Source organism: Corynebacterium sp. HFH0082 (assembly GCF_000411235.1).
GTDB classification, from domain to species: domain Bacteria; phylum Actinomycetota; class Actinomycetes; order Mycobacteriales; family Mycobacteriaceae; genus Corynebacterium; species Corynebacterium jeikeium_D.
In genome coordinates this window covers 337,027-363,427 of sequence record NZ_KE150404.1, presented here as the reverse complement: position 1 = coordinate 363,427, position 26,401 = coordinate 337,027, and the positions used below count along the sequence as shown (strand labels likewise).

At 59.3% G+C, this 26,401-nt stretch carries 23 protein-coding genes; 14 read left to right on the top strand and 9 right to left on the bottom strand.

Going from position 1 to position 26,401, the window contains the following annotated elements:
- Window positions 1-40 precede the first annotated feature (40 nt).
- The 8 genes from HMPREF1206_RS01530 to HMPREF1206_RS01495 all read left to right on the top strand — a co-directional run bounded on the left by HMPREF1206_RS01530 (window position 41) and on the right by HMPREF1206_RS01495 (window position 10,138).
- A complete protein-coding gene (locus tag HMPREF1206_RS01530) occupies window positions 41-2,101 on the top strand; it encodes a glycosyltransferase (protein ID WP_016421647.1) in 2,061 nt (686 codons plus the stop codon).
- Window positions 2,085-2,675 (top strand): phosphatase PAP2 family protein, encoded by a 591-nt coding sequence (locus HMPREF1206_RS01525; RefSeq protein ID WP_016421646.1) that lies wholly within the window; start codon window positions 2,085-2,087, stop codon window positions 2,673-2,675. Before HMPREF1206_RS01530 ends, HMPREF1206_RS01525 begins: the two co-directional genes overlap by 17 nt.
- Before the next feature lie 29 nt (window positions 2,676-2,704).
- Window positions 2,705-3,724: a decaprenyl-phosphate phosphoribosyltransferase gene (locus HMPREF1206_RS01520; protein WP_042388985.1), complete on the top strand. Its 1,020-nt coding sequence runs from the start codon at window positions 2,705-2,707 to the stop codon at window positions 3,722-3,724.
- A 474-nt stretch (window positions 3,725-4,198) separates the two neighbouring features.
- Window positions 4,199-5,242 (top strand): alpha/beta hydrolase family protein, encoded by a 1,044-nt coding sequence (locus HMPREF1206_RS01515; protein WP_016421644.1) that lies wholly within the window; start codon window positions 4,199-4,201, stop codon window positions 5,240-5,242.
- Between the two features lie 555 nt (window positions 5,243-5,797).
- A complete protein-coding gene (locus tag HMPREF1206_RS01510) occupies window positions 5,798-7,909 on the top strand; it encodes an alpha/beta hydrolase-fold protein (RefSeq protein WP_016421643.1) in 2,112 nt (703 codons plus the stop codon).
- Between the two features lie 37 nt (window positions 7,910-7,946).
- Window positions 7,947-8,435 carry a DUF732 domain-containing protein gene (locus tag HMPREF1206_RS01505; RefSeq protein WP_016421642.1) on the top strand — a complete coding sequence of 163 codons (489 nt, stop codon included), beginning with the start codon at window positions 7,947-7,949 and terminating at the stop codon, window positions 8,433-8,435.
- A gap of 5 nt (window positions 8,436-8,440) precedes the next feature.
- Window positions 8,441-9,364, top strand: a complete 924-nt coding sequence (locus HMPREF1206_RS01500) for a cutinase family protein (protein ID WP_016421641.1) — start codon at window positions 8,441-8,443, stop codon at window positions 9,362-9,364.
- Window positions 9,365-9,580: 216 nt separating this feature from the next.
- A complete protein-coding gene (locus tag HMPREF1206_RS01495; RefSeq protein WP_016421640.1) occupies window positions 9,581-10,138 on the top strand; it encodes a TM2 domain-containing protein in 558 nt (185 codons plus the stop codon).
- 18 nt (window positions 10,139-10,156) lie between these two features.
- On the opposite strand, the gene HMPREF1206_RS01490 is transcribed toward HMPREF1206_RS01495, so the two are convergent.
- The 7 genes from HMPREF1206_RS01490 to trmB all read right to left on the bottom strand — a co-directional run bounded on the left by HMPREF1206_RS01490 (window position 10,157) and on the right by trmB (window position 16,729).
- Complete coding sequence (locus HMPREF1206_RS01490; RefSeq protein WP_016421639.1) at window positions 10,157-11,521, bottom strand: PFL family protein; 1,365 nt, start codon at window positions 11,519-11,521, stop codon at window positions 10,157-10,159.
- Window positions 11,522-11,535: 14 nt separating this feature from the next.
- The gene (locus HMPREF1206_RS01485; RefSeq protein ID WP_016421638.1) at window positions 11,536-11,805 is read right to left on the bottom strand and encodes an ACT domain-containing protein; all 270 of its coding nucleotides are present in this window, start codon (window positions 11,803-11,805) and stop codon (window positions 11,536-11,538) included.
- Between the two features lie 236 nt (window positions 11,806-12,041).
- The gene (locus tag HMPREF1206_RS01480) at window positions 12,042-13,568 is read right to left on the bottom strand and encodes a peptide MFS transporter (protein WP_016421637.1); all 1,527 of its coding nucleotides are present in this window, start codon (window positions 13,566-13,568) and stop codon (window positions 12,042-12,044) included.
- Window positions 13,569-13,655: 87 nt separating this feature from the next.
- A complete protein-coding gene (locus HMPREF1206_RS01475) occupies window positions 13,656-14,027 on the bottom strand; it encodes a DUF3054 domain-containing protein (protein ID WP_016421636.1) in 372 nt (123 codons plus the stop codon).
- Between the two features lie 62 nt (window positions 14,028-14,089).
- Window positions 14,090-15,133 carry a YbhN family protein gene (locus HMPREF1206_RS01470; RefSeq protein WP_016421635.1) on the bottom strand — a complete coding sequence of 348 codons (1,044 nt, stop codon included), beginning with the start codon at window positions 15,131-15,133 and terminating at the stop codon, window positions 14,090-14,092.
- Window positions 15,134-15,192: 59 nt separating this feature from the next.
- Window positions 15,193-15,876, bottom strand: coding sequence for an NYN domain-containing protein (locus HMPREF1206_RS01465; RefSeq protein ID WP_016421634.1), 684 nt, complete (start codon window positions 15,874-15,876; stop codon window positions 15,193-15,195).
- Between the two features lie 4 nt (window positions 15,877-15,880).
- Entirely contained in the window at window positions 15,881-16,729 is an 849-nt protein-coding gene (gene trmB, locus HMPREF1206_RS01460; RefSeq protein ID WP_231367157.1) for a tRNA (guanosine(46)-N7)-methyltransferase TrmB, read from the bottom strand.
- Between the two features lie 324 nt (window positions 16,730-17,053).
- On the opposite strand from trmB, the gene HMPREF1206_RS01455 reads away from it, so the two are divergent.
- From HMPREF1206_RS01455 to HMPREF1206_RS01430, 6 genes are all read left to right on the top strand, one after another.
- Window positions 17,054-17,596, top strand: coding sequence for a hypothetical protein (locus HMPREF1206_RS01455; protein WP_016421632.1), 543 nt, complete (start codon window positions 17,054-17,056; stop codon window positions 17,594-17,596).
- On the top strand, window positions 17,578-18,606 hold the full coding sequence (locus HMPREF1206_RS01450) for a hypothetical protein (protein ID WP_016421631.1): 1,029 nt from the start codon (window positions 17,578-17,580) through the stop codon (window positions 18,604-18,606). Before HMPREF1206_RS01455 ends, HMPREF1206_RS01450 begins: the two co-directional genes overlap by 19 nt.
- A gap of 34 nt (window positions 18,607-18,640) precedes the next feature.
- Window positions 18,641-19,066: a DUF6802 family protein gene (locus tag HMPREF1206_RS01445; protein WP_016421630.1), complete on the top strand. Its 426-nt coding sequence runs from the start codon at window positions 18,641-18,643 to the stop codon at window positions 19,064-19,066.
- A 298-nt stretch (window positions 19,067-19,364) separates the two neighbouring features.
- Window positions 19,365-21,200 (top strand): phosphoenolpyruvate carboxykinase (GTP), encoded by a 1,836-nt coding sequence (locus HMPREF1206_RS01440; protein ID WP_016421629.1) that lies wholly within the window; start codon window positions 19,365-19,367, stop codon window positions 21,198-21,200.
- Between the two features lie 112 nt (window positions 21,201-21,312).
- Window positions 21,313-21,786: an Rrf2 family transcriptional regulator gene (locus HMPREF1206_RS01435; RefSeq protein WP_016421628.1), complete on the top strand. Its 474-nt coding sequence runs from the start codon at window positions 21,313-21,315 to the stop codon at window positions 21,784-21,786.
- Window positions 21,787-21,987: 201 nt separating this feature from the next.
- Entirely contained in the window at window positions 21,988-23,184 is a 1,197-nt protein-coding gene (locus HMPREF1206_RS01430; RefSeq protein ID WP_016421627.1) for a globin domain-containing protein, read from the top strand.
- A 115-nt stretch (window positions 23,185-23,299) separates the two neighbouring features.
- On the opposite strand, the gene HMPREF1206_RS01425 is transcribed toward HMPREF1206_RS01430, so the two are convergent.
- Window positions 23,300-24,406, bottom strand: coding sequence for a nitronate monooxygenase family protein (locus HMPREF1206_RS01425; protein ID WP_042388272.1), 1,107 nt, complete (start codon window positions 24,404-24,406; stop codon window positions 23,300-23,302).
- Between the two features lie 111 nt (window positions 24,407-24,517).
- Window positions 24,518-26,257: a choline dehydrogenase gene (gene betA, locus HMPREF1206_RS01420; RefSeq protein WP_016421625.1), complete on the bottom strand. Its 1,740-nt coding sequence runs from the start codon at window positions 26,255-26,257 to the stop codon at window positions 24,518-24,520.
- Window positions 26,258-26,401: the final 144 nt, after the last annotated feature.

Here is a 26,401-nt window from a genome sequence, read left to right as displayed (position 1 = left end):
CACCCCCGGTAGACCTTTCGGAAAGTGGTTGATACGTCTCATGGCATCACAGCCTGAACAAAAGCGGACACATACCCCGACAACGTCGTCAAGCCTTGCCGTTGAACGCCTGCAGCGGATTTTGCTGCCAAAGTTGGGTGAGCCCCGTGATGTCCGCTCGCTCTACTTGGTTGAGCCGGAGACTAATGCCGGTCGTGTGCAAGCGCATTCGCGCACGTCAGCCACCATTCCGGCGGGTGATGAAGTTAGTTTTGAAACCTACTTCAATGCTTTTCCGGCCAGCTACTGGCGCCGGTGGACGAATCTGGACAATGTTGTCCTGCGCCTGGAACTGTCCGGTACTGCGCGCGTGGACATTTATCGTTCGAAGATTGACGGTGCGCGCATCGCCGTGACCGGCGAAGTTGTCGGTGATCTGGGTGCGGCGGCTGAAGGCGCGGAAGCCAAGGTGGACGGCAAGGATGTCCACGTCTGCGAAATCCCAGTACCGCTGACGCAATTTGAAGACGGCGGCTGGATTTGGTTCGACCTCACCTGTGAGACGGACGTGGTAATCCACTCCGCAGGTTGGTACTCCGATATCGAGGCGCCGAGCCAGACGTACCCGGACGGCACGGAGCACCCGGCGCCGGAGGGGCGCGTCACTATCGGCATCCCGACGTTCAATCGCCCGACCGATGCAGTTGCTGCTCTTGAGGCGCTGTCCTCGGATCCTGAAGTCGATGCCATCATCGATGCTGTTTTGATGCCTGACCAGGGCACCAAGCACCCGGCAGACGAGCCGGGCTTCGATGCTGTCGCCGAGCACTTTGGTGACCGCCTGCGTATCTTCCCACAGGGAAATCTCGGTGGTTCCGGCGGGTACTCCCGCATTATGTATGAGGCCCTGGGAGGTCCGGATTCGGATTCGAAGCGTGCGACCGATAGCCCGTTCATTCTCTACATGGATGACGACATCGCCATCGAACCGGATTCCATTCTGCGTGCGGTCGCTGTCGGCCGGTTCGCGAAGTCCCCGATGCTGGTCGGCGGTCAGATGCTGAACCTGCAGGAGCGCAGCCACTTGCACTCGATGGGTGAAGTCATCGGCCGCCATGACTTCATGTGGACTTCCGCTCCGCACGTCCACTATGACCACGACTTTTATGCGCACCCGCTGCGCGATCGCGGGGAGCATGGCACCAACGCAACCGGTGAGGTTGTTGATTCGAAGGACCTTCACCGTCGCATCGATGTTGAGTTCAACGGCTGGTGGATGTGCTTGATTCCGCGCGTCGCTGCTGAGACGATCGGTCAGCCGCTGCCACTGTTTATTAAGTGGGACGATGCCGAATACGGTTTGCGCGCAGGCAGGGCAGGCTTTCCGACGGCCACGTGGCCGGGCGTAGCAATTTGGCATATGGCCTGGTCGGACAAGGACGACGCCATTGACTGGCAGGCGTACTTCCATCTGCGCAACCGCTTGATTGTCGCGGCTCTTCAGCACGAGGGCGATGCTGCCGGTATCGTGCGTTCCATGCGCAAGGCCACTTTCAAGCACCTTCTGTGCCTGGAGTACTCCACTGTTGCCATCCAGAACGAAGCCATGAAGGACTTCCTGGCAGGTCCGGAGCACCTGTTCGATATTCTCGAGTCCTCGCTGCCGCGTATCAATGCCCTGCGTAAGAGCTTCCCCGACGCGGTTGTGCTGCCGAGCGCAGGCGATCTGCCAAAGCCCTCCGGTATTCCGGGGATTCCGACAAAGGATGTCGGTGGTCGTCTGGGCAAGCTGAAGAAGGTCGGTTGGCTGGCCAAGGGGCTGCTTCACAGCGTGCGCCCGGAAAACTCCGAGCACCATGCGGTGCCGCAGGCAAACCTGGCGCCGCTGGAGGCTCGTTGGTTCTCCCTGTCGCGTCTGGATGGCGCAACGGTCACCACCGCTGACGGCCGTGGCGTGGTGTATCGCCAACGTGACCGCGACAAGGCCAAGGCTCTGCTGGAAGAATCCTGGGAGCTGCAAAAGCAGGTTGAGGAGCGGTTCGAGCAAATGCAGGCACGCTACCGCGCAGCCTATGACGATCTGACCAGTAGGAAGGCCTGGGCGAATGTCTTCGAAAATTAAAGGCGATCCGTTCGGCGAGTCCGACGTTCTCGTTACTATTCAGCACACGCTTAACGACGTTCCGGGTGTGCTGCCCACCGCGCGTGCCATGAGCTATTTCGGTGAGCACGCCCTTGGGTGGATGGGGCTCGCTGCCCTCGGGGCGGCGGTGGATAAGGAGCGACGCATTGGCTGGGCAAAGGTCGGTGTATCCGCCTTTACCTCGCATGCGGCATCGGTGGTGCTTAAGCGCATTGTCCGTCGCCCGCGTCCCCATGACCGTCGTATAGCAATCGGCGTTGGTACGCCGAGCAAGCTGAGTTTCCCGTCCTCGCACGCGACGTCGACGACGGCGGCGCTGGTGGGGATTGCAAAGTTGGGTTACCCGGCAGCCCCGGCTGTGGGTGTGCCGGCAATCATGCTCTCCCGCCTGGTGCTGGGAGTGCATTACCCAACCGATGTCGCTCTCGGAGCAGCGCTGGGTACAGCCACTGCTCTTGCGGTGGACAAGATAGGTGATAAGGTCATCGAGCCGAAAAAGGCGCAGCATAACCAGGGTGGACAGCCCTCCATTGCGGAAAGGAATGCACAGTGACACAGGCGGAGAACGACAACTTGGCCAATGTGTCGGCCAACCAGAGGCGAGCTTCTCAATCAAGGATTGGGTCCGAGCCGCACACTTCCGGTATCGATGAGCCTGCGCACCCGCAGGGGCATCCGCCGAAGAATCTGCTGGACGGCATGATCAAGGCGCTTCGCCCGAAGCAGTGGGTGAAGAATGTCCTGGTCATTGCGGCTCCACTGGCGGCCGGCAACGAGATCATGGACTCGGGACGTTCGATCGGCACGCTGACCGTCGACATCCTGGTGGCGTTTGTGGCCTTCTGTTTGGCCGCATCGTCGATTTACTTGATTAATGATGCCCGCGATGTCGAAGCTGACCGCGCGCACCCAACCAAGCGCTTCCGCCCAATTGCCGCTGGCGTACTGCCGGTGAGCATGGCGTACATTATGGCGGTCGCACTGATTATTGGTTCGATTGCGGTGTCCTGGTTCGCCTCTGAGGGGCCAGGGCTAGCAATTGTTGTGGCTGTATACATTGCGCTGCAGCTCGGTTACTGCTTTGGCCTGAAGCATCAGCCGGTGATTGATATTGCGCTGGTGTCCTCGGGTTTCATGCTGCGTGCAATGGCCGGCGGTGTTGCTGCCAACATCAACCTGTCCCAGTGGTTCTTGCTGGTTGCGGCCTTTGGTTCGCTGTTCATGGCAGCCGGTAAGCGTTACGCTGAGCTGCTGTTGGCGGAGCGCACAGGTAAGAAGATTCGTAAGTCGTTGCAGGGTTACACCGCGACTTACCTGCGCTTTGTGTGGACCCTCGCTGCGACCGCCGTGGTGCTGAGCTACGCGCTGTGGGGCTTTGAGATGGGCCGCGCGCCGGGCACTTCGTCGACTTCGGCTATTTGGTACGAGATCTCGATGGTTCCATTCACTGTGGCCATCCTGCGCTTCGCAGCCGACGTTGACCGTGGTGATGCGGGAAGCCCGGATGAGATTGCGCTCAAGGACCGTCCGCTGCAGGCACTGGCCGTACTGTGGCTGCTGTCCATTGCTATCGCTGTCTACGCTGTCCCGACTCTGGGGTAGTTCCCAGTTCTTTTCCCTTTAAGCGAACTGCGATTTCCGTCGGTTTTCTCGTCGGGTTCTAGTCGGGTTCGGTTGGTAGCTGAAGGCCCATGCATCGAGGGGTGCATGGGCTTTTTTCTGTATCTCGTTAGTACTTAGGTTGTGTTTGGGGTTCTTGTAGGCGTGTTTTAGATGTCTCAGTCAGTCCTACGGATTAGTCGGGGGCGGAATTACAATTTTGTAATTCCTCGCTGGTAAACAGCGTTTCTCCTTGTGGTGAATAGTTTTGAGGGGAAATGTGAGAAATATTACGGAATGGTTACGATTTTAACTTGGTTGTAGGGAAACGATTGAGTATCGTTACATACTCGAGATTCTTTTGTGGAGTCTCCAGTTGTCGCGTCACAACTGGAAGCAGAAAAGCGAAAGCTCGCGCAAGCGACTGCCTCCGAGAAGTCTGGCGCGGAGGTAAGTCCGAAAGTAAAGAGGAGAACGATGAGCTTTACTGCAGTGAGTCGTAACTTCACGGTGAAGGTCGTAGCTGCCCTCGTAGCGGTTGCGATGGTCTTTGGCGGCATCATGCTCGCATCCGCGAAGGACGCGAGTGCTGATCCAAACCGTGATCGACTGCGCCCAGGCTGTGAGTGGGATCCATACAACTGGTGGGTTCAGTACTGCCAGGTTTTCTCGCCAGCTATGAACCGCAATATTCCGGTTCAGATCAAGGCGGCTACTGGTGGCGGCGATGCCTCCCTGTACATGCTCGACGGTCTGTGGGGCTTTAATAAGGGTGCGTCCGGTTGGATTTGGTCGGGCCATATTGCTCAGACTTTTGCCAATGACAACATCACTCTGGTTGCGCCGGCTGCTGGCGACGGCTCCTTCTATGCCGACTGGAACGCTCCGGCAGTGACCGCTGAAGGGGTCAAGACCCAGAAGTGGGAAACCTTCCTGACCCAGGAGCTCCCGGTCTATTTGCAGCGTGAGTTTGGTGTTAATCCAAACCGCAACGCGATTGCTGGTTTGTCCATGGGCGCAGCCGCGGCAGTGGCACTGGCGGCCCGTCACCGTGATCAGTTCAAGCAGGTCACTTCGCTGTCCGGTTACTACCAGATGTCCAACCCGGTAGTTGCTACGGGTACCACTGCAATGGTGGCCGGCACTGGTGTTGTGAATCCGACTGGCATGTGGGGTCTTCCGGTTCCGGCGGCGGCGGAACGCCAGGCTCATGACCCTTCGATGCTGCTCGATCAGCTCCAGGGGCTGCCGATGTATGTTTCCTCCGCCCAGGGTGTTCAGAGCCTGTGGAGTGACCCGGAGGTTTTGAACCGTCCGGTGCCGCAGCTCCCTGACACTGTCTGGCGTGCCGTAATGGAGTCCGTCTCCCGCGCTTCGACGCAGCGCTTTGAGCAGGACGCTCGCGCTGCCGGCCTCAATGCGCAGTTTGTCTACAGCCCGAACGGTATCCACTCGTGGGAGCTGTGGGGCCGTGATGCCGCGCTTGCTCGCCCGTACATTCTTGGGGCGCTGGGGCTTTAAGTCGGTATTTGTTTCAGAGCGCTCTGGTGCCCTCGTGTGCTGACCTAGCTCTGGTGCTGGATAACTGCGTAAAGGGGCTAGCTTCTTAAGAAGTCTCAATTTTGAAAAAAGACCAATCCTTTTGTTGGGATTGGTCTTTTTTCTGTGTCGAGTCCGGGTTTGGATGCTGAGCGGAAGGTGTGGGTAACGGCTTAGAGGGGCGCAAAGAGTTGCGCTGTCAAAGCTTGAATTCAGTTCCTTTTGCGTGTGTCTCCACGGTTTTTACCCGTAAGAGGGTAAACATGAGAGTCGAACCTTAAAGTAAAGGGTGAAGCTATTCAGGTAGCTATACCGTTTGTTTCGCAGAACGTGTGTGAGATTCTTCGTGCAGCGGCACGCCGGAGGAGGGGAACCTTCGGATACGTTGCTGGTCACCACGTAATTTTGAGAAGCGGAACGGTAAACGCATAGCTCTAGCGCCGCGTGATGCTATCTGCAGGTGCCTAATCGGCGCCGGTGCAACACTCAATGTCTCAAATAATTTCAACCAGCGACTTTGTAAAGGGAAGCCCTCTTATGCGCGTAACCGCTAGATTCCTCCGTGGTGGCCTCGGCAACAGCCGGAAGTCATCGCGGGCGTTGACCGCACTTTTGGCACTACCGTTGACTCTCGCTCTCGGTGCCCCTGCTGCAGTGGCGGCTCCCGAGCCAGCTCAGCCAGGTCTGCCCAGCTACGAGGAACTTCAGGCCGTTCAGGGGCAGTTAGCTCAATCTGGAGACCTGGGAGACCTTGCTAAGGCCGCTGAAGCAGCGCAAGCTGCTGGTGCGCAGCTACCTGGCCTGGGCATGCCGAAGCCGATGCCAGGGCCGGAGCGTACGCCATTTAAAGTCGATACTCCCGCAGTGGCGAACCTGCCCAGCGGAGTCAGCGTAGACAAAGTCGAGTGGTACACAGATCACCACGTCATTGCGCACATTCGCTCGGCTGCCATGCCGGAGAAGCCAATTCAGGTTGAGATTTTGCTGCCGCGCGATTGGTACCGCGACAAGGAGCGCACATTCCCGAGCGTCTACCACCTTGACGGTATGGCATCGTTTGATGACTACTCCGGTTGGATTCGCGCTACCAATATCGAACGCTTCTACGAGGACAAGAATGTCCTGGTGGTTATGCCCGCCGGCGGTACATCGTCCTTCTACTCTGACTGGGATCAGCCGGATAACGGTCAGAACTACAAGTGGGAGAGCTTCATTACCAAGGAGCTCGTGCCGGTTATCACCAACGGCTTCCGCGGCAACGATGAACGCGGCATCATCGGTATCTCCATGGGCGCTACCGGTGCTTACAACGTCGCAGCACACTCGCCGGAGCTGTGGAAGTTTGCCGGTAGCCTCTCAGGTTACCTAGACATGACTTCGCCCGGCATGCCGCAGGCAATCGCTCTGGCGATGAAGAACACCGGTGGCTATGACGCGACGAAGATGTGGGGCCCGCTCGGTTCGCAGCGTTGGAAGGACAATGATCCGAAGCTGAACATCGACAAGCTCAAGGGCATGTCGCTGTACATCTCGGCGGGTAACGGCAACACCGGTGAGTGGGACGTGCCGTCGCAGATCAATCCGACGAAGCCGGACAATCCGACCGGTTACGCATTGGAAGTGCTTTCCCGCATGACCAGTGAGACCTTCATCCGGAATGCTCGTGAAAAGGGCGTCGAGCCGGTTGTGAACTTCCGGAGCTCGGGTACTCACACCTGGCCGTACTGGCAATTCGAGGTCAGTCAGGCCTGGCCAACGCTGGCCGATGCACTCCAGTTGCCGGAGTCCGATCGTGGCGCGGTCTGCCGTGTAGGCGGCGAGATTGAAAAGGCCGTCGCATCGCTGCCGGGAATCGGCACCTGCCTGTCGGATGAGTATGGTGTCGCCAAGAATGGCGTGGCTCAGGACTTCACCGGCGGTACCGCCTACTGGCACCCGGATTCCGGGGCACATGTGGTCTGGGGGCGCATCGGTTCGCGTTACAACGAGCTCGGCGGTCCGTCCTCGCCGCTCGGCTACCCAGTGACCAACGAATTGGCTACGCCGGATGGCTCGGGACGATTCGTCCACTTTGAAAAGGGCTCGATTTACTGGACTCCGGAAGGCGGAGCCCACGAAGTCACCGGCGACATTATGAACGTCTGGGGCAAGGCCGGCTTCGAGACCGGTCCGCTGGGCTACCCAGTCGCCAACCACCGCGATATTCCGGGCGGTGTCGCCCAGGACTTCCAGGGTGGCACCATCGTCAAGATCGGCGGCGAAGAACCTCGCATCGTGCGTGGTGAAATCGGCCGTGTCTACAAGGAGCTCGGTGGCGCTGAGTCCGATCTGGGTCTGCCTGTCGACGGCGACGAGGTCAAGCTCGCCCGCGGCGCTTTCCAGCGCTTCGAACACGGTGCCATTTACTGGACTCCGGAAACTGGTGCACAGCCGGTGCGCTCCAACGACATCACTGACCACTGGGGCAGCACTGGCTACGAAAATGGCCCGTTCGGCTACCCGGTCGGCCCACTGCAGCCAGTCAAGGCCGGCGGTCTTGAGCAGCAGTTCGAGGGTGGCTGGATTCGTCAGCTCAACGGCAAGATTGTCGAAGAGCGCAATAAGCCAGAAGCGCCGGCCCCAGCCGCCGACAACGGTGATGACAAGTAAGCCAACCAAAGCAGGGCACTGAATAAGGGATAGACAAATGTCCATGAACAAGTCCTTCCGGACACTGGCTACAACCACAGCTGTTGCGCTGCTGACCTTCGGAGTGGCCGCCTGTGGCAGTTCCACAGTGGAATCTTCGGAGGTCACCTCGTCGACGACTACGAAGACCTCCACGACGTCGTCAAGCACGAAGACTTCTGCGCCGAAGTCGAGCGAAAAGTCTGCGCCGGAGATCACAGATCCCCAAGCTAAGCGCGTGGACGAAGCGCCCGATGGGCAGATGAAGCTCAGCGAGGCGGACGATTCATACCTCGGAGCGCTGGAAAAAGCGGGAATCGATGTTGATGGGGTGGAGGATCAGCTCATCGGCACTGGCCGCGCGGCATGCGCGGACGCACCGGAGGAGGAGCGTGAAGTCATCGCGCTGGCGATTGCCGGGCAGCTGGTCGCCCAGGGGCGCTCACAGGAAAGCGCTGAGGAAGTGGCGAAGACTATTGCAAGCTCCGCTAAAAAGGCGTATTGCTAGCACTCATGCGTAAAGTGCTGACAATTCTGGCGGTCATTGTGCTGGTGGCCGCTATTGGCTTCGGCGTAGTGCAATGGCTTAACGACGACCAAGGCGGTCAAACCCCACCGACCCCCGGTGACGATGGCGGGGTTCTGGCCGAACAACCCGAGTGGTGCCCGGCGGTAGAAGTTATCGCTGTGCCCGGAACTGCAGAATCGCGTGCTGACGATGATCCGATGGCCCCGACCGCGAACCCGCATTCGCTGCTGCTTGGCCTGACGAACTCGATCTCAGGGGCCTACTCGGAGGGCGATGTCAAGGTCTGGACTACGCCGTACCCGGCACAGATTAAGACGCATCAGCTGCCCGACCAACTCACTTACGATGATTCGCAGGCAGTCGGGCGCGATGTCACCGCTAAGGAAATGGCTGACTTGCACGGGCAGTGTCCGCTGACGGACTTCGTCCTGATGGGCTTCTCCCAGGGTGCCGCTATTGCAGGTGATTTGGCCTCTGACATCGGCAATGGCCGCGGTGTTGTTCCGGCCGAGCGCATTGCGGGCGTGGCTCTGTTGGGTGACCCGCGGCGTGACCCCAATCAGGGCGTGAACCAGGGCGTTCCGCTGGCTGGTGTGGGCGTCGAGCTGTCATTGCAGCCGCTCGGCGGTATTGTGCAGGCTGTGGTTCCGGGCGCAACGATGCGCGGTCCACGAGACGGCTTTGGGCCTCTTAATGACAAGGTCCAGAATGTCTGCGTGCCATCGGACTCCTTCTGTGATGTGCCTCCGGGAGTGGCCGATGCGATTGCACGAGCGCAGGAGATGATTACCGGCGCGGGTGCGCACGCGACCTACGCCACGAATGATGCGGCAATTCCGGGGACGACTCCGCTGGCCTGGACTGAGGGTTGGGCTCGCGAACTGATTGAGCAATCGCTGGCGCGGTAGTAGAGGCAGCTCGAAATGTGCGAGACGCCCCCGACGGGGACTTGCTGTTAGAATCTTGCTCAAGAACTGGTGTTTAATGTTCCAAAACAACAGTTTCGCTAAAATTTCGAAAGAAATTGACAAAAATTGCAGGAAGCAGTCTGACGGAACCGGTTATTATCGCCCAAGGAACTGCTGTTCATGACCGGGGAAATCTAGGCGAAAAGGTAGGGTGCAATGACGAATCCGACAAACCCATATGGAGATTTCGACGAAGACGGTATGCCGAGGTCCAAGGGGAAGTTCGCTAACAGCTCAGGTGCTTACAGCTCCGGTATGCCGTACTCGGATCCATACCCACCGCAGCAGCCGAACGTGGGGCAGGGCTATCAGGACCCGAGCCAGCACAATTTCCACAACGGGTACTCGAATCCGTATCAGAGTGGTTACCCAAACCAGCAGGCGCCGGCGTATTCCGCTGGCTTCGGCGGCCCGAACCCGCACCAGGGCTACGGGGTCGCAGGTTCCCCTGTCTCGGATAAGTCCAAGATTGCAGCGGCTCTGCTTGCCTTCTTCCTGGGCACCCTCGGTGTTCACAATTTCTACCTGGGGCACAACTCGCGTGGTGCTATTCAGCTAGCACTGACGGTATTCGGCTGGATTACCGCCATTTTCCTGGTTGGCTTCTTCCTCATTATCGGCGTCAGCATTTGGGCATTTATCGAGTTCATTTTGATTCTCGTCGGTAGCGGCTCCTACGCCTATGACGCAAATGGGCGCCGCCTGCAATCGTAGGAGCCTCGTCCGAAGCCACTAGTTCCTGAACCCGTGCACAGGTGCGGGGATGTAGCCGCCGCGGGCAATGAACTCGGCATTGCCCTTGGCATTGACATCAATGACCGGCGCGTAGCCGAGCAGGCCACCGAAGTTCACCTCATCGCCCGGCTTGGTACCCGGCACCGGAATGAGGCGGGCTGCGGTGGTCTTGTGGTTCATCACACCGATGGCGGCCTCGTCGGCAATCATGCCGGAAATCGTGGTCGCAGGCGTGTCGCCGGGAATCGCGATCATGTCGAAGCCCACCGAGCAAATAGAGGTCATCGCCTCCAGCTTGTCCATGCTGATCGACCCCGCGCGCACAGCATCAATCATGCCCTTGTCCTCAGAGACCGGAATGAACGACCCGGACAGTCCACCGACGCGTGAACACGCCATCAGGCCGCCTTTCTTGACGGCGTCGTTAAGCAGTGCCAGCGCGGCAGTGGTGCCGTGCGTGCCGACCTGCTCCAACCCCATGTGCTCGAGAATATGAGCGACGGAGTCGCCCATCTCTGCAGTCGGCGCGAGCGAGAGGTCCACGATGCCAAAACGCACGCCCAGGCGCTCCGACGCCATCGTGCCGACCAGCTGACCCGTGCGCGTGATCTTGAACGCCGCCTTCTTAATCTCCTCGGCGACTTCGTTAAAGCTGGCGCCCTGCAGATCGCCGAGCGCGCGATCGACCACGCCCGGACCCGAAACGCCGACGGACACGACACAATCTGGCTCCCCAACGCCGTGGAACGCGCCGGCCATGAAAGGATTGTCGCCCACCGCATTGGCGAAAACCACCAGCTTGGCACAGGCAATCGAGCTGCGGTCAGCGGTTTGCGCCGCAGCTTCCTTCACTACCTCGCCCATGCGGCGCACCGCATCCATGTTGATGCCCGCGCGTGACGACGCAACGTTGACCGAACTGCACACCAATTCGGTCTCGCTAAGAGCGTGGGGAATGGAGTCGATGAGCCACTTCTCGCTGGTGGTCGCGCCCTTTTCGACGAGCGCCGAGTAGCCGCCGAGGAAGTTCACCCCAGAATCGCGGGCGGCGCGGTCGAGCGCCTTGGCAACCACTGTGGGATCGCCTTCGCAACCGGCCGTGATGAGGGAAACTGGTGTGACGGAGATGCGCTTATTGACGATCGGAATGCCCAGCTCCGCCTCGATACCCTCGCAGACCTCCACGAGGCGAGCGGCCTGCCTGGTTACGCGGTCATACACCGCCTGTGCGGTGGCTTCCATTTCAGAGCGAGAGCACTCGAGCAGGGAAATGCCCATGGTGACCGTCCGGATATCCAGACGGTACTTCTCGATCATGTCAATGGTGTCGAGGAACTTAGATTGCGCGAAGTTGAAATCCATCCTGGTCGCGCCCTTTAAATCTCGTTGACGGCGTTGAACAGCGCCTCAGACTGGATTCGAATGACAAGCCCCTCCCGCTTGCCGACGGAATCCATGTAACCCTGCAGCGTGCTGATAGGGGTGGCCTTCTCGTTGAACTCCACCCGCAGGATCATGGTGAACCATTTATCCATGAGGGTCTGGGAAACATCGACGATGTTGACGTCCTGCTCCGCCAGAGCAGTGGTGACGGCGGCGATGATGCCGGTGTGATCCTCGCCGGTGACGGTAATGATGGCAAACATGGCCTCAATTTTAGCCGGTGGGGAGGTGGGAAAAATCTGTGGATGGCGGTTGTGCTGGTGGCAAGTTTGTGGCGAAGCATGTTCAGGGCCACCCAAAACACTTCACGACACCTATGTCACCTCGTGCCATCTGTGGAGGCGGCATGAGGTGACATAGGTGTCGTGAAGTGGGGAGGAGGGGGAGGGGCGTGGGCGTGGGCTGTGCCAGAGCGGGGGCCAGCCTTACGGAGCCAGCCCTACCGGACGTCGACGAACTCCTTGACAATCCACTTGCGCAGTGCGAGCAGAATCAAGCCCAGGACAACCGAGGCGATACCCAGGGTGATGAAGAAGGTGTTCTCAGCAGCGGCATCCTCATAGTTGTAGAAGCCGGCCAGGGTGCCTGCCAGTGAAGTACCCATAGCGACTGCCATCAGCCAGACGGCCATCATGCGCGACGGGAATGCTGCCGGAGCGACCTTGGTAGCAAGGGCGTTGCCGACCGGGCTCAGCATGAGCTCACCCATGGTGAACAGGAAGAGAATCCAGATAATCGCATACAGCGGAGTGGAGTTCTCACCGCCACCGGAGAATGGGATGAAGAAGAACAGCGAGATACCGATGATGATGTTGGCGACACCGAACTTCACTGGGGTGGACCACTGGCGGTCACCAAGCTTGGACCAGGCGGCTGCAAAGACCATCGAGAAGGCGATGATGAAGATCGGGTTGATCGAGTTAATCCAGGCCGGGGACATTTCCCAACCGAAGATCTCGCGGTCGAGGCGGATGTCCGAGTAGATGGCCAGCACCGTGAACTGCTGCTGGAAGATACCGAAGAACAGCACGCCTGAGACGAACATCGGGATGAAGCCGACCAGGCGAGTCTTCTCCGATTTCGTCGTAAGTGGCGAGGAGTACATCTGCCACCACAGCACCACAGCGGCGATCAGTGCAATCACTGTGACCACAGTGGAAAGAGTCGTGACCGGAACAATTCCGGTGGAAACCAGCGTAACCGAGACAACAGTGATGACCACTGCGATGCCAATCCATACCGGGTACTGCTTCTTCGGCAGCGGGTTCGGAATCTCATGGCCAGCCTCGGCGATGGTGGACTTGCGCATCAGGATGTACTGAATCAGACCGGCAGCCATACCGATAGCGGCCAGGCCGAAGCCCCAGTGGAAGCCCTTCATTCCCCAGATCCAGCCGGTGAGCAGTGGGCCGAACAGGGCACCGATATTGACGCCCATGTAGAAGATGGAGAAGCCGGCGTCACGACGCGGGTCGTCCTTTGCGTAGAGCTGACCCAGCACGACCTGTGCGTTGGTCTTCACGCCGCCGGAGCCGATTGCGATGGAGACAAGGCCAATAGCCAGGCCAATCACGCCGGGGATGAATGCCAAGGAGATGTGGCCAAACATGACCAGGATGGCGGAGTAGAACAGTGTCCGCTCCGAGCCAAGGATACGGTCAGCAACCAGAGAGGCAACGAGTGCGGCCATGTAGACAAGACCGCCGTAAGCACCGACGATAGAGGTAGCAGCACCCTTGTCCAGGCCGAGACCGCCCTGAGTGGTCTCGTAGTACATGTAGAAAGCCAGGATGGCCTGCATGCCGTAGAAGCTGAAGCGCTCCCACATTTCGATGCCGAAGAGATTGGCGAGACCCCACGGTTGGCCCATGAAGGTGCGGTCTTCGCTGGACCCTGCGGGGTTATGAGTTCGTTGGGTCTCAGCAGTTGGTTGATTGCCGAGAGCCTCGTCTGAAGATTTGTCCATTCTTCAATTATCGAGGCGGAGTGCAAAAATTAAAAACCAGATTTAGTCAGTGAACTAAATCGAAGGGTTAGGAACGGGGCCAAAGGCTTAGTCCAGAGACTTACGAGCAACCGCATTCGACGCTGCTCGCCAACCCAGCAGCAGCAAGGCGCTCATGACTGAGGCAACCAGAATGAAGGACCAGTGCGGGACTGCCGAATTGCGGGTGGCCCACACAGCTAGGCCGACGACGACAGTGCCGAGCCACACAATTGCGCCTGAACTCACTGCACGCGGGTTCGGCTCGTTCTTAATCAGCGCGGTGCCCAGGAGGACACCGAATGCGAACGGCCACCAGGTATCGAGGATATTGATGAAGGTAAAAGGATCCTCGGGAGTGTTGTGAGCCAGACGTGCCAACACGGCGAAAATAAAGATGGCGAGGATGTCAATCAAGAACGTCGATACGCGTGTGTTCATGCTTCTTAGTCTAGCGACCCCTCAGATTGGTGGGTGACCAGCGACCAGCGGCGAGGAAGCCATTAGCGGTCAGCGACTGGCTGATGCTCGGGCTGATCCTTGTGGTCGAAGCCGAGGGCGTAGATAATCCAGCCCACAATTGCCACCAGGACGAAGGAAACGATGCGGTAGACCAGCACCGCTGCAAAGGCCTCGGCGCCGGTGGTGCCGCCTGCGATGAGAGCCGCGGTCAAAGCGGCCTCGACAGTGCCGATGCCGCCCGGTGTGGCCTGGATGAAACCTGCGAGCTTGCCGGTTACGAAAGCCAGCAGCACCTTCGTAGCGGAGATGTCATCGACACCAACGGCACGGATGGCGGCGTAGAGACAGACAATTTCCGCGACCCAGTTGATAAAGGACCAGGTGAAGGAAAGAGCCAAAGTTTGCACGGGCAACTTCACGCTGGTCAGCTGTTTGACGGACTCTTCAAGTCGGTCGACATCGGTGTCCGCGGGCTTCTTTCGAATCTTGTTAAAGACACGCAGACACCACGCGCCTGTCTTGTTGAGAAAAGCCGGGTTCTGCGAAATCCGCCACAGCAAAATGGTGGCTAGTAAAACCGCAATTGCCATAGCGATGAGCACTGCGGTCGTGCCACCCTGTCCGACGAAGAAGAGGCTGCCAAGCCCCAGAAATGCCAGACCTAAAAACGACAACGCGCCCGAAAAAAGCACGAACCAGCTGACAAGGACCGCGGATGCGCCCCACTGCATCATGCGCTTAATCTGCAGCGCCGTGGAGAATGCGGCACCACCGGGAACGGTGACCGCCCACGCGTTGGATGCGAGGGTTAGCGCATTGGTGCTACGGCGAGTGGCTGCTTTTACGCCTCCAGCTCGCAACAGCAGACGCATCACTTCCGCCATCGCGTAGAGCGAAAAAGCCACGGAAAAAATGGCGATGAACAGCCACTTAGCATCGACATCCGCAAGGATTTGGAGCCCCTGGACGACGCTGTCCCAGTTTCTTACCGTCAGGACGATACCGGCAATCACGAGGGCCACGAGGATTATCGATCGTAGCCAGCTCGAATTGCCGGTTTTGAGGACTTTTTTAAGTCGTGACATAAATAAGAAGCCTGTTCGTCTTCCTGTTCGTCTCCCTAGACGTCGCCGCGGTGGTCTCCCTAGTCGTCGTTCTTACCGTCGCGCTCCTTGAGCAACGACGTGAGCGGACGGAACGGCTGCAGCCACGCACCGCCATCTGGCAGGCGGTCGAGGTCGATACGCGGTAGCGGCTCGCGGAAGACGCCCTTGATTTCCTCCAGGTCAACGAAGCGAATCGCATCGGAGGCCAGCGCCCAGGATGCGTGCTCGTGAAAACCGATGACGGTTACCGGAATCCCCTCGGATGCGAGCTTTTCCAGCAGTTCCTGGAAATTCTGGCCATCGGCGGACGCAACGACGACACTGCGCAACACGCCCTCGTCGTAACGCCGTTGGATGTGCGCAATCATGTCCGGGTCAACGTCGGTGTCCTCTTCGATCTTCGGCTTTGCGAAGACCGCGAAACCGACATTGCGCAGAGCCTCGACCCAGGGGCGGACAATCTCCGCTGAGCCCGGGTTGACGTTGGTGAACACCGTGGCCTCGGGGAGGACATCGGAGCCAATCTTGTGGGATACGCGCTCGGCTTCGTCGATAAGCCATTTGCCCACGGCGTCGAAGCGCGGGCGGTGCGCGGCGGTCGGGCGGGAGCCCAAAATGGCGCCGAGACCCATGTCCAAGTTCGGGGCATCCCACACGAGCAGTGCGGTGGGGTGCGTCTCGGTGGTGTTGTAGCTGGCAGAGGTGTTTTGGGTAGTGCTCATGTTCCTATGCCTCTTTCTTGCGCCAGATGAACTCGTGGATGTCGTGGTCGAGGTTCAGGCCGCGGGCTTCGAACTTGGTCGTCGGTCGGTCGAGAAGCATGGGGGATTCCGGCCACGGCCAGGCGATGGGCTCGAGCGTCGGCTCGACCTCGCGGAGTTCCTCAATCCATTCCGCGTAGTCCGCGTGGTCGGTGGCAGCGTGGAAAATGCCGCCGGGCTTCAGACGCGAAGAAATCAGGCGCAACGTGCCGGACTGCACAATGCGGCGCTTGTGATGGCGTGCCTTCGGCCACGGGTCCGGGAAGAACAGGCGCACGCCGGCCAGCGACTCCGGCTCGATCATGCGCTGCAAAACCTCGACGCCGTCGCCGCGGACCATGCGGATGTTCGACACCTCATTGCGCACGGTGGCAGAGAGCAGTTTCGCCAGGCCAGGGCGGTAAAGTTCAACTGCGATGATGTTGTGGTCCGGTTCTTGCGGAGCCATAGCCACGGTGGATGTGCCGGTGCCGCAGCCAATCTCGACGATGGTCGGGCCCTTGCGGCCGAACCATTCCTCCACGTCAATGACTTCGTCGGAGAGGACCTTGCCGTAAGTGTCCCAGTTGTCTTCCCAGATTTTTTCCTGGTTGGGGGTCAAAGTGCCGCGGCGGAAGGACAGATTGCCGATGCGCGGGTAGTCAAGACCGTCGTCGAATTGGGTCTTTTCCGGACGACCTGCAGGCAATTCGCCCTTCTTCGGCTGGCGCTCATGCGGCTGTACTGTCTGCTCGTCTCCGCGAGTTGGCAATGGTTCAGATTCCTGCGAAACCGCAGGCTGTTCGATATTTTCAGAAAAATCAGAAGTAGTCACGTTCCCTATTGTCCACGACATTGGCCAACTATCCAATCATTGCCCCTAGGATTTTTGTTGTTGTCCTGGCGGTTTCACTTCGGTTGACGATGCCGCGTCGTCCCGAACTGGCGGCACGACGGGCAAGTTGTTTTGTCGACTTGCCGAATCCGCGGTCCGCTGTAGGCTGAACGCGAAGCCGCGCTTATTCGTTGGTTGAAGCCGTGCTTGGGGTCTGCCTAGCGCAGTGTTTCAGGGCGCGGATTCTGGCCTACGGGCCGTATGGGGGTTACGCAGGTTTTTAACTAAACCACGCAGGGGATTTATGGGAGGGGACTAGGCCGAATGGACCTTATTTCCGCAACTGACGTCACGGAAACAACACAGCCGTCAACAGGATCTACATCGTCGTCGTTGCGCGCCGCTGTGGTGGACTGGCTGTCAGAACGGCAGGTCACGCTCTCGGACACCACACACACGAGCGGTGCGGAGGTGTGCGTCGCCAAGGCGCTTGAGCGTGAGAAACGGCCATCGATAATCTGCGCGCGATTGCGCAGGGGCGTGCGCGAAACCGCTGTGCGCGAGGCGTTTTCGCAATGTCACGCGGAGCTGACCGACAAGCTGTCCGTCTCTGTCTCGCTGGTCATCGAGCAACAACCGATTCGCCATTCGCTTGCCGACGAGTATTGCGACATCGCCACAAACGAGACAGCTGAACACGCCTTTTTGTTCAGCTCCGCGTTGCGGAAGATTGCTGAACGCCGCGGTGTCGAAGGTGAATCACGCGATGATGACAGGCTACTCGCGGTGCAGTTGACTGAGATCGCGGCGGCCTTTCCCGCGGCTAGAGACAGCCTGGAGGAGCTGTTATGGCAGCACCGGACGTAGTTGAGCCACTCCCGGTCTCGGCCGAGGGGCCGGAGCAGCCACCGCTTCTTGTCACCAAAGCTGGGGCCGCAGCGGACCGCGCGGAATTCTCGCAGATTGTTGATACTGCGACTCCGCCACGTCGCCTGGAGTTCGTGGATAAACGCAGCGCCGTCGTGCTCTATGTTGCAGACAGCGAGGTGCAGCCCACGCGGGAGTGCGTCAGCACGGTTGCAGCCATTAGCCAAGCCACCGGCCGTGTTGCAGTTGGCCTGATTGGCAATGGTGAGTATGCCGAGGCCTGGCGTCAGGAAATCGACAGCACAATCCCGATGGGAGCGCTGGACGAGAGGATGGCCAGAACCCTGGTTCTGCTGGCAGAAGGTCCGCCCAGAAACCCGGGGGAAACACTGAGTGCGCGCCGGGCTCGAAATGTGCGAGCTCAGCTGACACAGGAGCGATCGCGCGGAGCCGGGGCGGCGGCGCGATTGCAGCGGAAGATGCAGTTGGCAGCTGAGAGCGCGGTGCGGGATGCACTCCAGGAAGTGGCTGACGGCCCCGCAGGTGATCAGGCGGATCTTCAGGGGCGTGCCGAGGTCGCAGCGACGCGGCTGCAACAGCGGTGTGGCGACGAATTGGGTCTTCGTGTGGAAGTCTCAGTGCCCGCTCCAGCAAGCCCAGCTCGCCCCAGTTATGCCATGGACGCTCTGGTGGCGGTGGCATCGCTTGGCGTGGCGGTCGGCGCAGTGCGGATCGTCCACGGATTGCTGATGTGGATTGGGGTGCCGACGCTTGCGGCGCAGCTGGTCGCACTCGCAATAGGCCTCGGTGTTGCGGTGGTGGCGGTGAGCGCAACGATTCGTCGTAACGCACGCCAACGCACCTCGCAGTGGCGGGCAAATTACCTTGCCCATCTGCGGCGAAAATGGACACAGTCCGTGGAGATGACGGTGCGCGAAGCCATTGGTGCGCGGGGTCCGGGATGGCGAATAGAGCAGCTGGCGGAGTACACCGGAACGCCTGCACGATAGCTGTGACAGCGAAGAGAAATAGGGGGATATCACGATGGATGAGTTTTCTTTACTGCAGTACTTTTCCGATCAACCCGCGTCCGATGGCGGGGTGGAGGCGCGTTCGCCCGCTACGCCGTGTGGTTTGGAGGCAGCGACACCGATTGATGGGCAGTCGGTGGACGTTGGTGGCGCCGGGCTGGTTGTGGAGGTCGATGGGCAGCTCTACGACCTCGGCGACGACGAGGGGTCAATTACGCTTGCCGACGATTCCGGGTTGTCAATCTATTCAGATCTGGACGGTGACGGCACGGTGGATCACGTTACGACGGTCCGTTTTGACGGCACTTGGGAGTCTTGGAGCAGTGATGATGTGAGGGCTGCTGACGCGATGGGCGAAGCAGCAGTGAAACCGGCATCAGCCGCGGGGAAGTGGGATGCGTACTCATGGGAGCAATCCGCTCGGGGCAGCTGGGACTAACGACTTTGGAACCACGGTGCGCGGGGGTACCCGTGTCTCGGTTGCTTACAAATGGGGGTAACTGCACCCGAAGGGTTAATGGTTGTAAATTTATGTGGTGAGGCTGGCCTTATTCACTGGTTATGGCCGTAAATGAACAGGTCGCAAGAATGGGGCGGGGAAAATTATTTGTTGTAAAGCTGTGATGTAACGGCTTGCAAATGCGGGAACAAGCCGATTGTCGATGTGGGGCCCGGCAACTTTCGGTATCCCCCGGTAGCCTTAAATTAAGACGCGAATCAATGAGTCAGGAGAACTGATGTCCGCACCTTCTATTCCTGGTCTCGAGGGCCAGGCCCCGACCGAGAACGCCGAACTGCTGCGCTGGATTGCTGAGGTCGTAGAACTGACCCAGCCAGACAAGGTTGTCTTTGCTGATGGCTCGGAAGAAGAGTGGAACCGCCTTACCCAGGACCTGGTTGATAAGGGAACTCTTATCAAGCTGAATGAGGAAAAGCGCCCGAACTCTTTCCTTGCCCGCTCTAACCCGAAGGACGTTGCTCGTGTGGAGTCCCGCACGTTCATCGCTTCTGAAAAGGAAGAGGACGCTGGCCCGACCAACAACTGGGAGGATCCGGTCGAGCTGAAGAAGGAAATGACCGAGCACTACCGCGGTTCCATGAAGGGCCGCACCATGTTCGTCGTTCCGTTCTGCATGGGTCCGATCACCGACCCGGAGCCGAAGCTGGGTGTTCAGCTGACCGACTCGGAGTACGTGGTTCTCTCCATGCGAATCATGACCCGCATGGGTCAGGATGCCCTGGACAAGATTGGTCCGGACGGAGACTTCGTCCACGCTCTGCACTCCGTTGGCGCTCCGCTGGAGGAGGGCCAGGAGGACGTTGCATGGCCGTGCAACGATGAGAAGTACATCACCCAGTTCCCGGAGACCAAGGAGATTTGGTCCTACGGTTCCGGCTACGGCGGAAACGCCATCCTGGCCAAGAAGTGCTACGCACTGCGTATCGCTTCGGTCATGGCTAAGGAAGAGGGCTGGATGGCCGAGCACATGCTCATCCTGAAGCTCACCAACCCAGAGGGCAAGGCCTACCACATCGCCGCTGCATTCCCGTCTGCATGTGGTAAGACCAACCTGGCTATGCTGACTCCGACCATCGAGGGCTGGAAGGCCGAGGTCGTCGGTGACGACATCGCATGGCTGAAGTTCGGTGAGGACGGCCGCCTGTACGCTGTCAACCCGGAGAACGGCTTCTTCGGTGTTGCACCGGGTACCAACTACTCCTCCAACCCGAACGCCATGAAGACCATGGAGGCCGGTAACACCCTGTTCACCAACGTCGCACTGACCGACGATGGTGACGTCTGGTGGGAAGGCATGGAAGGCAAGCCGGAGCACCTCATTGACTGGAAGGGCAATGACTGGACTCCGGATTCCGACGAGCTGTCCTCGCACCCGAACTCCCGTTACTGCACCCCGATTTCGCAGTGCCCGGTCGCCGCACCGGAGTACGACGACCCGCAGGGTGTCCCGATCGACGCCATCCTGTTCGGTGGCCGCCGCCCGGACACTGTGCCGCTGGTAACCCAGGCACTGTCCTGGAACCACGCAACCTTCATCGGTGCAACCCTGGCTTCCGGCCAGACCGCTGCTTCCGCTGAGGCCAAGGTCGGCTCCCTGCGTCACGACCCGATGGCAATGCTGCCGTTCATTGGCTACAACGTCGGTGACTACCTGCAGCACTGGATCGACATGGGCGCCAAGGGCGGCGACAAGATGCCAGAGGTCTTCCTGGTCAACTGGTTCCGCCGTGGCGAAGACGGCCGCTTCCTGTGGCCGGGCTTCGGTGACAACTCTCGCGTTCTCAAGTGGATCATCGACCGCATTGAGGGCCGTGTTGGCGCCAAGGAGACCGTTGTTGGTCACACCGCTAAGGCAGAGGACCTGGACCTGACTGGCCTGGACATCGACTTTGAAGATGTCAAGGAAGCCCTGAAGGCACCGGCTGCTAAGTGGCAGGGTGACCTGCCGGACAACGAGGAGTGGCTGAAGTTCCTCGGCGACCGCGTTCCGCAGGAAGTCTGGGACGAGTTCGAGGCTCTGAAGGCTCGTATCGAGAAGAGCCTGCAGGACTAAGATCTTGCTAGCTAGCCTTGCTAAAAGCTAGAACATAGAACCACCCCCTTGTTGCCCGAAGTGGCTGGCAAGGGGGTGGTTTGTGCAGTACAACGATGAAGGGTGACACGCAATGCAATTAACGCTTTTCTCTGATTTGAGCCTGCGTGTCATCACTTTGATGGCGATGGGGGAGCCGGGGCGCAAGTACACCGCTGCCGAGGTGGCGGAGTCTCTCAATGCGTCTCGCGCGCATGTTTCCAAGGTTGTCTCACGACTTGTGGAGCTCGGCTTCTTGGAGGCGGTCAAGGGGCGCAATGGTGGCATCTATCTGCGAGATTCGGCTACGGAAAAATCCGTCGGCAAGCTGCTGCGCACTCTGGAAAACAACGAGGTCGTCGATTGTGTCGGCACTGACTGTCCATTGCTGCCGACGTGCCTGTTGCGTGGCAAGTTAGCGGCTGCACAGGAGGCGTTCTTCGCGGCACTCGATCCGGTGTTGATTGCTGATCTCATTCCCGCCAAGTCGGTTGATGGTGCGGATGGTGATACTTCCGAGGGAGGTAGCTTGTCTGAGGGGTCGAGGCTCAATATTCGTCCGGTTTAGGTGGTTTAGGCGTAGAACTGAAGGCCTAATCTCGATTTGAAAAGAGCTGAGAGTGGTGCTGTCGAAGCTTGTCTGTCAAGACTTTTGGCGGCGCCGTTTCTGCAGCTAAAAGCGGTTGATTCGCAACTGCAAAGACTAGTTTTGGCGCCAACAAACAATATTGCGCAAACAAAATGCGCAATATGGTGATAGTGTGAAGTCATGCCAAACCTGAATGTCAACAAGAACGGCCTGACTCCAGAGCAGGCCGAAGTCGTCACCCAAACCCTGCCCGTCGTCGGTGCCAACATCGAGAAAATCACGCCGAACTTCTACAACCGGATGTTCGCTGCTCACCCCGAACTCATTGCCGATACCTTCAACCGCGGCAACCAGAAGCAGGGGGCTCAGCAGAAGGCGCTGGCGGCATCCGTCGCTACCTTCGCAGCTACGCTGGTCGACCCAGACGCTCCTGCCCCGGAAGAACTGCTTTCCCGCATCGGCCACAAGCACATTTCCGTTGGCATCAAGCCGGAGCAGTACCCAATCGTGCACAAGCACCTCTTCGATGCCATCGAGGAAATCCTCACCCCAGAGGTCTTTCAGGGGGCTGTCCGCGACGCATGGGATGCCGTCTACCTGGAGATGCAGCGTGTTCTCATCGACTTCGAGAAGGGGCTCTATGACGACCTCGGCGTCGAAGCAGGTGATGTTTTCCGCGCCGCTCACGTCGTCTCTCGTGAAGAGCGCGGTGATGATGTCGCAGTATTCTCCGTCAAGCTTGACGACGAAACCCCCGTTTCCTACCTCCCGGGACAGTACATTTCCGTGCGTCAGACCATGCCGGACGGCGCCGGCCAGCTACGTCAATACTCTCTGGTCGGCGGCAAGGAAGGTGTTCTGACCTTCGCGGTTCGTCGTGTCGATGCCTCCGAGGACCTGCCGGCTGGCGAGGTTTCCACACAGCTGTGGGAAAAGGTGCAGCCGAGCGATGCCATCGAGATCTCTCTGCCGGCAGGTGACCTGGTGTTGGACACCAAATCAAACGACCCGGTGGTGCTTATTTCCGCAGGTATTGGTGCCACTCCCATGATCGGCATGTTGGATGCCCTGGTGGCTGGCGACTCTAAGCGAGATGTTGTCGTCCTCCACGCGGACCGTGCAGAAACCGCAGATGCCCTGCGCGCAGAGCGCAACAATGCTGTCGCCGCATTGGCCAATGCTCGCCAGCAGGTGTGGTACGAGCCGGATTTGATGAATCTGGCGGATGCGGAGCTGCCGGAGGGCGCTCAGTTCTACCTCTGTGGTGGCAACGGCTTCCTGCAGGCCATTCGCCAGCAGCTCGCCGATCGCGGTGTTGCTCGCGATAACGTTCACTTCGAGCTGTTCAGCCCGAACGATTGGCTGCTAGACGCTTAACACCACAACCGCGCCGTCGCCATGAAAGTCGTCGTCACAAATAAAGCCAAATGACCAGCCGCGATATATGTCCGGGGCTGGTCATTTTGCAGTTTGTAGCATCGGCGGCTTCGTATTACTCGGCCAAGCCGGAAAGCTCCGCAACAACCTCGCCCGCATATTGAACCTCGCACTGCGCAAACCCAATACCTGCCCATAAGTTGAGATATTCAGAATCGCCGGCCTTATTCGCCGCGCCTCGAATCGGCGTGGTCAAGTAGTGCAGTTGTGGGTAAAGTTCCGGCGCGATCCTAGAAAACTCCCGGGTAAACGTGTTCTCGATGGCACGCGCTGGCTTGCCGGAAAAAGCATGAGTCAAAACGGTGTCACGCCCCACCAAATCACGCAGTGCCCGTCGGTGCGTCTCCTTCGTACCCGCCTCCGCGGTGGTGAGGAACCGTGTGCCAGCTTGCACAGCCACCGCGCCGGCTTCCACAAGCTTGACGACGTCCTCTCGGTTACCCACCCCACCAGCGGCGATGATAGGTACATCGGTTACCGCACATGCTTCGGTGACTGCTTGGGCGAGCTCTTCTACAGAGGCCCCAATGCTGTCGGACGAATCCTTCCCCTTCACAAATGCGCGGTGCCCACCCGCAGCTAGTCCCTGCAGGACAATGCGATCAGCGCCAGCCTTCGCCGCCGCCTGTATACCCTCAATTGAGGTCGCATTCAAAATCACTTTGCGGCCTGATTCCTTTACCCGAGCAATGACCTCGTTATCTGGGTAGCCAAAGGTAAAGGAGACGAACTTCAGGGCATCGGGATTGGGCAGAAAGTCATCAGCGAGAATTGCCTCGACTTTCGCCGAGAAGTAGTCATCTGACCAGGTCGGAGTGTCAGGCAAGTCGATGTCGAAGTGGGCAGCGGCCGGCGCCAGACGATTACGAAAAGCGGTCCACTGAGCAAGTTCCTCCTCTGAGGTTCCGATACCGGCGTCAGCAGTGTTGGGGCAGAAGAGGTTGATGCCGAAACCTTTGCCGTCGTCAAGCAGTGCGCACGTCTTCCGTGCTTGTTCAGTGAGCTTTTCGACAGTGAGATATCCGGCGGCAAGGGTGCCAACCCCGCCAGCATTGGAAACGGCAGCGACGAGTTCGGGCGTGGATGGGCCACCGGCCATCGGCGCCAAAATGATTGATGAGCGTCGGAGGTTTTCGAGTGTCTGCGAGGTTGTACTGCTCATAGGGGCGAGAGTAACACTAAGGCCGGATTCCCCCGCGTGGGAGAACCCGGCCAATGCCGACGAACGACGTTGCGCAATAGACGCCGCGCTACCGCCTCAAGAACTCAAGAACTACTTGGTGCTCTCCGGCGGATCCAGCGGCATACCCTGGCCAGCGCGGTAGAACGGAATGTCCTGCGGTGCCAGCGGGGTCTTGCCGGCGATGAGGTCAGCGGCCTTTTCGGCAATCATCATAGTCGGTGCGTAGATATTGCCGTTGGTGATGCCCGGCATGACCGAAGCGTCAACCACGTAGAGGCCCTCGGTGCCGTGGACCTGCATGGTCTCCGGATCGACCACGGCCATCTCGTCGGAGGCCGGGCCCATCTTGCAGGTGCAGGATGGGTGCAGTGCGGTCTCGGCATCCTTGCGGACCCACTCGAGGATTTCCTCGTCGGTCTGCACATCTGCACCCGGGGAAATCTCGCCGTCGGTGTACTCCTTCATTGCCGGAGTGTCCAGCAGCTTACGGGAGACCTTCACAGCCTCGACCCATTCACGGCGGTCCTGATCAGTGGACAGGTAGTTGAACAGGATCGACGGCTTGACCTTGATGTCCGAGGAGGTGATGTGGACATGGCCACGGGCATCCGAGTACATCGGACCAACGTGGAACTGGAAACCGTGCGGGCTATCGATCTTCGTGCCGTCGTAACGCATGGCCAGCGGCAGGAAGTGGAACATCAGGTTCGGGTAGGGCTCGTTGTCGTTGGAGCGCGCGAAACCGCCACCCTCGAAGTGCGACGTTGCCACCGGGCCCTTGTGGGTGAGCAGCCACCACAGGCCAATGAACGGCCAACGCCACTTCTCCAGGTACGGCTGTGAAGACACCGGCTGGGTGGCGTTGTACTGAATGTAGACCTCCAGGTGGTCCTGCAGGTTTTCGCCGACACCAGGCAGGTGCTTGACGACGTTCACTCCGGCGGCATTCAGAATCTTCTCATCGCCAACGCCGGAGACCTCGAGCAGCTGCGGAGAGTTGAAAGCGCCACCGCAGAGGATGACCTTGTCTGCTCGCACCTGGTGTGTACGACCCTTCCAGGTGTACTCCACGCCGACGGCCTTGGTTCCCTCGAAGAGGATGCGGGTGGCTTCTGCGCGGGTGCGAAGCTCCAGGTTTGGACGCTGCAGGGCTGGGTGCAGGTATGCGCGGGCAGCGGAGAGGCGACGGCCCTTGTCGATGTTCGCGTCGAAGGGACCGAAGCCCTCCTGGCGGTAGCCGTTGACGTCCGGCGTGTAGTTGTAGCCGGCCTGCTGAACAGACCTGAAGAAGGCCTTGAACAGCGGAGAATCGGCCGGACCGCGCTTCATGCGCAGCGGCCCGTCGTGGCCACGGCGCGGGTCGTCCTTGTCGGAGCCGAGCGCATTTTCCATGCGCTTGAAGTACGGCAGAACGTGGTTCCAGCCCCAGTTCTCCAGCCCCTTGGTGTCGCCCCACTTGTCGTAGTCCATGGGGTTACCGCGCTGGTAAATTTGGCCGTTGATGGAGGAGGAGCCGCCGACGACCTTGCCGCGGGCGTGGTAGATGCGGCGACCGTTCATCTCCGGTTCCGGCTCGGATTCGTACTTCCAGTCGTAGTACTTGTTACCGATTGGGAAGGAGAACGCCGAAGGCATGTGAATGTAGAGATCCCAGAGGGAGTCCATGCGGCCGGCCTCGAGTACGAGCACCTGCTGAGTGTGGTCTGCGGACAGCCGGTTAGCCAGCACAGAGCCGGCAGAGCCCGCGCCAACGATGACGACGTCGCGGTGTTCGACTGTGGTGTTGCCATTCTTTTTACCGAAGTTGAAGACAGCCGGGAAAGCTCCCATGTTCTGGTGTACCTCCGTAGGTTGTTTGCCGATGTATATCGGAATGGTTTTCAAGGACTGTGATAAGCCTCAAGCGATATTTAAAGGCGGGGCCTATATATTGATAGTAGAATAAGTGGCCGGGGGCGTATCTCAAATCCTCTT